Raw genomic sequence first — 7,261 nt, 5'->3', positions numbered from 1 at the left:
CATCACTTCCAGCATGTCGCCGATATGGATGACGAAGGCCTCTTCACCCGCCACTGAACAGGGCGGTGCATCGATCCAGGCGCCCTGGTCGTTCATCACTTCCAGGCCGGGTTGATCCGACAGCAGCAAAGTGAAGCACTCGTAATCGGTGTGCGCACCGATACCTGGCGCATCGACCGCCTCGGTGTCGACCGGGTAATGGATCAGGCGCAGCTTCGACGGCGGGCAGGTCACCAGGGATTCAAACGCATCTTCGCTCTGCCCCAGCGCCAGGGCAAAGCCACGGAACAAGGTGCGACCGAGGGCGAACACGGCCTCGTAATAACGGGAAACGACTTCCTTGAAACCAGGCAGGTCGGGCCATTTGTTGTTGCCGATGAGGGGTGTACCGGCCAGCACCAGCGGATGATCGTCTGGCACCTCGTAGCCGATGTCGAAGGCTTCCTTGTGATCGGGCCGGCCCTTGGAATAGACCTCTTCGCCCTCGGGCACATAGCCCTTGTGGCCCCAAGAGTCGCCAATGTAGTAACGCATCTTCCACTGCATCTCTTGCGCAAACAGATCACGGCTGGCCGCGCGCAGCCCTGCGATCAGTTGCGGATCAATCCCGTGGCCGACGATGTAGAAAAAACCGACATCACGCGCTGCCGCACCGAGCTGATCAGCCACCGCCTGGCGCTGTGCGAGCGCATCGTGGTAGAGACCACGGATATCGATCACGGGCAAGGCCGTGAAATTACGTTGTCCGATGTGCATGTTCAATGTCCTGACGTGGGTTGATACTGCTTCGGTGACGAAGAGAGAACGCCGTGTTGCCGCGACCAACGCCCGAAATGCACCCGCTCCTGCTGCGCCATCCAGCGGTTGAGCTGCCACAGATCGGCCACCGGGCTACGGGTGTAGGGCAGCAGATGCAGGTAGCCATCTGGACCGAACTCGGGCGTGAGTGTGGTCTCGACATAGCCTTTGCTGTGCTGGAGGGCCCAGATCGTCTCCCAGATGCGCTGGTGAAAGGCCAGCTCGGGTGCATACTCGGGCGCGGCCGGATCGGGTACCTGCGGCCCCTGGGCATAGCCCACGCGCGCCTGGACATGGTGCACACGCTGGAGAAACGGCGTGAGGTCATCCAGCGGATCGTCCAGCAAACGCTCGCACACTACCACCCAGTGGCTGATGTCGGCGGTGTACTGCAGTTGTGGCAACTGGCGCACGATGTCCAGCGTGACCCATGGACTGTAGAGCGAACTGGCACGATGGGTTTCAAAGCTGCAGAACACGCCAGCGCTATCGGCCAATGCCTGCGCCCGGCCCAGGAAATCGACTTGCTCGGACAAGGGCCAGCGATCGTTGCCGGCCAGCAGATTCACGAAGCGCGGATTCAATTGCGCCGCTGCATCGAAGGCCCGGGCCAGGTGCTGCAAATGCACCTCTGGCCCGTCAGCCTGACGCGGGATCACGTCCGCACCGCTGAAGACGGTAGCGATATAGTCCAGCGCTTCTGCCCGCAGGCGATCGCGCAATACCCGCCGCTCTTGCGCCACCATGGGCAGGCGCGCTTCCAGGCCAGTACAGCCGGCCTCGCGCAGCTGCGCTACACAGGTGCTCCAGGGCACTTGCACGCCCCAGGTGGAGCGCAACATCTTCAGTTCCATACGGCAACCCCTTAACGGTAGGTCACTCCGGGCAGCACACACAGCATTTCGTACAGCAGATTGGCCCCGAGCTGCGAGGTATTGCCGCTCAGGTCATAAGGTGGCGAGACCTCCACCAGATCGCAGCCGATGAGGTTCATGCCGCGGCATCCGCGCACGATTTCCAGAGCCTGGATGGACGTCAGGCCACCGACTTCAGGAGTACCTGTGCCGGGTGCCCAGGCCGGGTCGATGCCATCGATGTCGAAGCTCAGATAGACCGGGCCGCTGCCCATCTGTGCGCGCACTTCTTCCATCAGCGGCACCAGCGAGCGATACCAGCATTGTTCGGCCTGCACCAGGCGGAAGCCCTGATCTACGCCCCATTGGAAATCGCCACTGGCATAGCCTTGCGCACGCTGTCCGATCTGCACTACGCGCTGGCAATCAAGCAAGCCCTCTTCCACGGCACGACGGAAGGTGGTGCCGTGGGCGATCTTTTCGCCAAACATGTCGTCGTTGGTATCGGTGTGGGCATCGACGTGCACCAGGCCGACCGGACCATGCTTGCGCGCAATGGCGCGCAGGATCGGCAAGGTGATGGTGTGGTCGCCGCCCAGCGTGAGCGGAATGACCGGATGCACCAGCAGGCTGGCATAGGCTTGCTCGATGACGCGCACCGATTCGAGCAGGTTGTAGGTATTGATGGCGACTTCGCCGATATCGGCGACCGACAGCGAATCAAATGGTGCCGCGCCCGTGGCCATGTTGTAGGGGCGGATCATCACCGACTCCGCACGGATCTGGCGCGGACCGAAACGGGTACCGGCGCGCAAGGAGGTGCCGATATCCAGCGGCACACCGATGAAGGCCGCATCCAGGCCCTCGGCGCTGTCCATCGCGGGTAGGCGCATCATGGTGGAGCGGCCGGCAAAGCGCGGCATGTCGTTGCCGCTCTGGGGTTGGTGGAAGACTTTGGACATTGCGTACACCCTTGATCTGGCAGCAACATCATGCTGCGATGGGGCAACTATACAATGGACAATAGTTATCAAAAGATAGCTGTAACTAAATAATAAGTTGTTAAAATCCATAACTGATGTCAGCCGCCGGCTGCCGATCCGGCGCGCCAACCCTACCGACGACTTTTCCATGACGCCAGGCATTGATTTCAAGTTATTGCGGATATTCGCCACGGTGGTACGCCACCAGGGTTTTGCCAGGGCCCAGCAGGAACTGAACCTGACCACCTCCGCCATCAGCACCTATATGGCGCAGCTGGAAAGCGACGTCGGCTTCACCGTCTGCCGGCGCGGCCGTGGCGGCTTTGCCCTGACCGACAAGGGCGAGTTGCTGCTCTCGGAAACCCTGCGCGTGCTGGGTGAGGTGGACAGTTTCGAGCGCTATACGCAGTCGCTCAAGGGCGAACTCGGTGGCACATTGAAGATGGGGGTGCTAGACACCACGGTGACCGACCCTTCCTTGCCGCTGGCAGAGGCCATTGGGGTATTTTCCAGCAAGTACCCCGCCATGCACCTGAACCTGCTCATTCGCAGCCCCTACGAATTGCAGAAGGGCTTGCTCGACAATGAGCTCGACATCGCGGTTGGATTTTTCCCCGCCAAGGCCAACGGCCTGGTCTATCAGCCGCTCTATCGCGAGCAGCAATGGCTGTACTGCAGCGACCGCCATCCGTGTTTTCACCAGAGGAATCTGCGCGCCTCGGTGGTCTCCGAACTCAATGTGGTCAGCCGCAGTTACTGGAGCCAGACCGAGCTAAGCCGGCACGGGTTCAAGCGCAGCGTGGCCACCGTGGAGAGTATGGAAGCGCAGTTGATCCTGATCCTGTCGGGCCGCTACATCGGCTATCTGCCCGAACACTATGCCCAGTCCTGGGTCGATCAGGGACGGCTGAAGGTCTTGCTGCCGTCCGAATTTGGCTACCAATCTCAGTTCTCGCTGGTGCTGCGCCGGGGCCGCAGCCGCGAACTACCGTTGCAGGCGATGCGCGAACTGCTGCAGACCGGCAAGCGGGGCAGCAAGCGTTAAGGTTTGTGGGCGGCGGGCGGGCGCGCCACCGCACCCCTGACTTCAAATCGCACGCTATCGAGCAGCTTGCCCTCCTTGTCCTGCAACACCAGCACATGCTTGCCCGGCCAAGGCATCCAGTCAAAGCCCAGTTCTTCCTCCCCCGTGGCCGATGTATTGGCGCTGACCTTCTGCGCCATCACCCTGCCCGCCTGCATGACTTCCTGCGGCATCAGCTTGCCATCCAGCATCCAGCGGCTGCCCACCGGTGCGCCCTGCGCCCGAAAACGGATGCGCTGGCGCGCCGGTGGGATGTCCGGGTCCAGGGCCGCCAACATGCCGGCGGTGGGATAGGTGATGGCGGGCCGTATCTGGCGCGCTTGGGCGATGCGGATGTCCGACTGCGCCGTGCCCGGCAGGAAATATTCGGTGCGCGCCGCTTCCACATCCTGCTCGTAACGGATGGCCTGCGCCTGCACGCCGGCAGGCTTTGCGGGAGGCGCATTGCGCACATCACGACCGCCCTCGCGGCCACGCTCATGCAGATATTGCATGAGCTCCTGCCACACCGGTGCCGCGCCGGTCACACCGGAGACGTCCCACATCGGCGCGCCGGAGGCGTTTCCGACCCATACCCCTACGGTATAACGCGAGGAATAACCGACGCACCAGTTGTCGCGCATGTCCTTGGAGGTGCCGGTCTTGACCGCTGTCCAGATCCGCGTGGACAGCGCATTCTCGAGGCCGAAGGTCCGCGCACGTGCACTACGGTCGGAGAGAATGTCGCCGACGATGTAGGCCGCATCGGCGTCCATCACTTGCGTGGTGCGCGCTGGGGTGCGCGCTTCATCGAGCCGCGTGCGCAAGGGCGTGTAGCGGCCCTGGTTGGCCAGCACCCGGTAGGCATTGGCCAGGTTGGCCAACGTGACGTCGGCGCTGCCCAGCGCCAGGCTGTAGCCGTAATAATCGCCGCTTTCGCGCAGGTTGAAACCCAGCGCCTGCAAGCGACGGAAGAAACGCTCGGGCGTCACCATCACCAGCGTGCGCACGGCGGGGATGTTCAAGGACGATCCCAATGAAGTGCGCAAGCTGACCAGGCCCTTGTATTGCTTGTCGTAGTTCTGCGGGATGTAGAGTCCGGCCGAGGTGGCCAGGTTGACGGGGGAATCGTCCAGCAGGGAGGCCGCCGTCAGCCATTTCTTTTCGATGGCCAGTTCGTAGAGGAAGGGCTTCAGGGTCGAGCCGGCCTGCCGCTGCGCGACCACGCCATCGACATTGGCCGCAGCCGACAGGCTGCCGCTGGAGCCGATCCAGGCCAGGACTTCGCCGCTGGTATTGTCGATGACGATGATGGCACCATCCTCGATATTGCGGTCGGCCAATCCGGCCAGTTGATGGCGCAGGGCTTGCGCGGCGAAGCGCTGCAAGGGGGCATCCAGCGTGGAGCGCACTTGCTGTCCCGGCGCGCTCAGCAGCTTGCGCGCCAAGTGGGGCGCCAGTTGCGGGGCATCACTGGTACCCGGCAGATCGCGCTTGGCCGAGACGCGGGCCAGGGCCAGTTCGGTGCGACCATCCATGCCATTGCATTGCTCGGCAGCGCCCTCTTCCTTCAGGATCGCACAGGCGCGTTCGGCCACGCGGCGCGGCGTGGCGTTGGGGGCACGGATCAATGCCACGGCGATGGCCGCTTCGCCCTGATCGAGTCCGCTGGGGTGCTTGCCGAACATCACGCGCGAGAGCGCATGGACACCGACCAGCTCACCACGAAACGCCACCAGGTTCAGATAGGCTTCCAGGATCTGGTCCTTGCGCCAGGAGCGTTCCAGCGATTGCGCAATCCACGCCTGCGAGACCTTCTGCGTGAGCGAGCGCGCACCGGACTTGCGGCGCAGATTGTCATAGATCAAACCCGCCAGCTGCATGGTGATGGTGGAGGCGCCGCGGGTCTTGGTATTCCATAGATTGCCCCAGGCCGAGGCCGCCACGGCGCTCCAGTCGATGCCGCTGTGCTGGTAGAAGCGTCGGTCCTCGGAAGCGATCAGTGCATGGCGCAAGGCGGGCGAGACATCTTCCAGTTTGACCCAGGACAATCTGCGCTCATCCATGTTGATGCGGATGCGCTGCAACAGCTCGCCATTGCGGTCCAGCAGGCTGGCCTCCGAGGGCAGGAAGTCGCGCTGCACTTCGCTGAAGGAGGGGACGGCACTGGCCGCAGTCGGTATCAGCAAGGCCAGCACCAGCGCGCTCATCGAAACAAGCGCACCGGGCCGCACGCTGCATGTGGTCATGCGCATCACTGCGCCGCCTTCACGACGAGCTTGCCGTTGGGGATTTCACCGAACATCTCGGGCGCATACATCGCTTCTACCCGCGTGGGCGGCAGGTTGAATTCACCCGCATTGTTCAGGCGCACGGTGTAGCTGATGCTGGTGCGGCCCTTGGGCATGGCTTCGTAGTAGGCGCGATAGGCTTCGAAGCTGCGCTCTTCATAGGCCAGCCAGCCCATGCCCCGATCGCGGGGGGCATCCTGCTTGCCTTGGGCGATGGTGGAGTCGCGCCCGAGACCAGAACCCAGCAGCGTGGCGCCGCCCGGCACCGGGTCGCTCACCACTACCCAAGTCATCTCGGCTTGCGCATCGATGTCCAGCGTCACGCGCAAGACGTCACCGCGAGTGTAAACACCGGCCTGCTTCTGCTCGATGGCCTCGACCTTGCGGGTGATGCGGTAGCCTGCGGCGAAAGGCTGCGCCAAGGGGACGGCGGCCAGGCTTTGCAAGGTGACCCAGGGCTTGCCGTTGCCTTCTTGCGCAAAGCGCACGCTGCCGGCCTGGGCATTGTCTTGCGGCCAGGGCAATTGCAGCTTGCCGCCATTGGCCGCCCCGCTCCAGGCCAGGCTTTGGGTGGCGCTGGTGGCGCCGCCTTGTTCCAGCGTGACGCGGGTGGTGCCGGTGACCGGTTCGGATTCGAACTTGCGCGCGAATTTCTCCAGCGCCAGGCTGCCCCAGACGTTGGCCGTGGTGGTGCTCCAGTGGCCGCGCTGCTGGCGGCCGATGGCGCCGGCCACCAGGCGCGGCAAGTCCTCGCGCCAGGCCGGGTTGTTCAGCTCCAGCAGGATCAGGCGGTTGGCGTTGGCGTCGGCGCTGCTCATCAACCACCACCAGTAATCGCCCTCTTCGTTGGAGAAGCCCATGCGCGTGCCCTGGAAGTTCAGGCGGGCGCGCAGGATCTGGTCGGCTTCATCGAGCTTCTTCTGACGCTCGGGGAGGGTGTTGACACGTTGCAGGATGGCGATCCAATCCAGCAGGCCGGAGGTGGGCCAGCTATTGGGATTGATCTGCAGCGATCCCAGCATGGCCGGCTGCACGCGGTTGTAGCGCGACAGCGCTTCCAGCGCGGCCAGCTTGCGCACGTCCAGGTCTTTCTGCGGCGACCAGAACTCGCGCATGACCTTACCCTCGACGAAGGCGGCCAGGCCATCGAGCATCTTGTCGCGGCTGGCTTGCGGGATGGCGTAGCCGGCTTCGTTGGTGGCGGCCAACAGGTAGGCCGTCAGTGTATCGCTGCCACGACGCGCGCCGCTGTCGCTGGGCGGGAAGTAGTAG

Annotated in this window: 5 protein-coding genes and 1 pseudogene; 1 reads left to right on the top strand and 5 read right to left on the bottom strand. The window is 63.5% G+C overall.

The window, feature by feature from the left end; translation table 11 throughout:
* From I5W_RS02660 to speB, 3 genes are all read right to left on the bottom strand, one after another.
* Positions 1–756 (bottom strand): isopenicillin N synthase family dioxygenase (locus I5W_RS02660; protein WP_044528069.1); only part of this gene is annotated, 756 nt, incomplete at its 3' end.
* Between the two features lie 2 nt (positions 757–758).
* Entirely contained in the window at positions 759–1,652 is an 894-nt protein-coding gene (locus tag I5W_RS02655; protein ID WP_044528068.1) for a sugar phosphate isomerase/epimerase family protein, read from the bottom strand.
* A gap of 11 nt (positions 1,653–1,663) precedes the next feature.
* Positions 1,664–2,614 carry an agmatinase gene (speB, locus tag I5W_RS02650; protein WP_044528067.1) on the bottom strand — a complete coding sequence of 317 codons (951 nt, stop codon included), beginning with the start codon at positions 2,612–2,614 and terminating at the stop codon, positions 1,664–1,666.
* Positions 2,615–2,783: 169 nt separating this feature from the next.
* Here speB and I5W_RS02645 point away from each other — a divergent pair, with 169 nt between their 5' ends.
* Positions 2,784–3,680, top strand: coding sequence for a LysR family transcriptional regulator (locus tag I5W_RS02645; protein WP_044528066.1), 897 nt, complete (start codon positions 2,784–2,786; stop codon positions 3,678–3,680).
* Here I5W_RS02645 and pbpC read toward each other — a convergent pair.
* Positions 3,677–5,953 (bottom strand): penicillin-binding protein 1C, encoded by a 2,277-nt coding sequence (gene pbpC, locus I5W_RS02640; protein WP_044528065.1) that lies wholly within the window; start codon positions 5,951–5,953, stop codon positions 3,677–3,679. The two genes, I5W_RS02645 and pbpC, sit on opposite strands and share 4 nt — an antisense overlap.
* Positions 5,953–7,261 (bottom strand): annotated as a pseudogene (locus I5W_RS02635) (alpha-2-macroglobulin); the annotation flags it as partial. The pseudogene I5W_RS02635 and the gene pbpC, both read right to left, overlap by 1 nt.

The sequence above is a fragment of the Herbaspirillum sp. B65 genome (assembly GCF_000333555.1).
Classification (GTDB): domain Bacteria; phylum Pseudomonadota; class Gammaproteobacteria; order Burkholderiales; family Burkholderiaceae_D; genus Herbaspirillum; species Herbaspirillum rubrisubalbicans.
Note: the sequence above shows the minus strand (reverse complement) of the source record. Positions and strands in the feature narration are given on the sequence as shown.

Bases quoted from the DNA above. Each gene is read 5' to 3' on its own strand.
- speB (WP_044528067.1), bottom strand. From the start codon at position 2,614: ATGTCCAAAGTCTTCCACCAACCCCAGAGCGGCAACGACATGCCGCGC.
- pbpC (WP_044528065.1), bottom strand. From the start codon at position 5,953: ATGCGCATGACCACATGCAGCGTGCGGCCCGGTGCGCTTGTTTCGATG.
- I5W_RS02655 (WP_044528068.1), bottom strand. From the start codon at position 1,652: ATGGAACTGAAGATGTTGCGCTCCACCTGGGGCGTGCAAGTGCCCTGG.
- I5W_RS02645 (WP_044528066.1), top strand. From the start codon at position 2,784: ATGACGCCAGGCATTGATTTCAAGTTATTGCGGATATTCGCCACGGTG.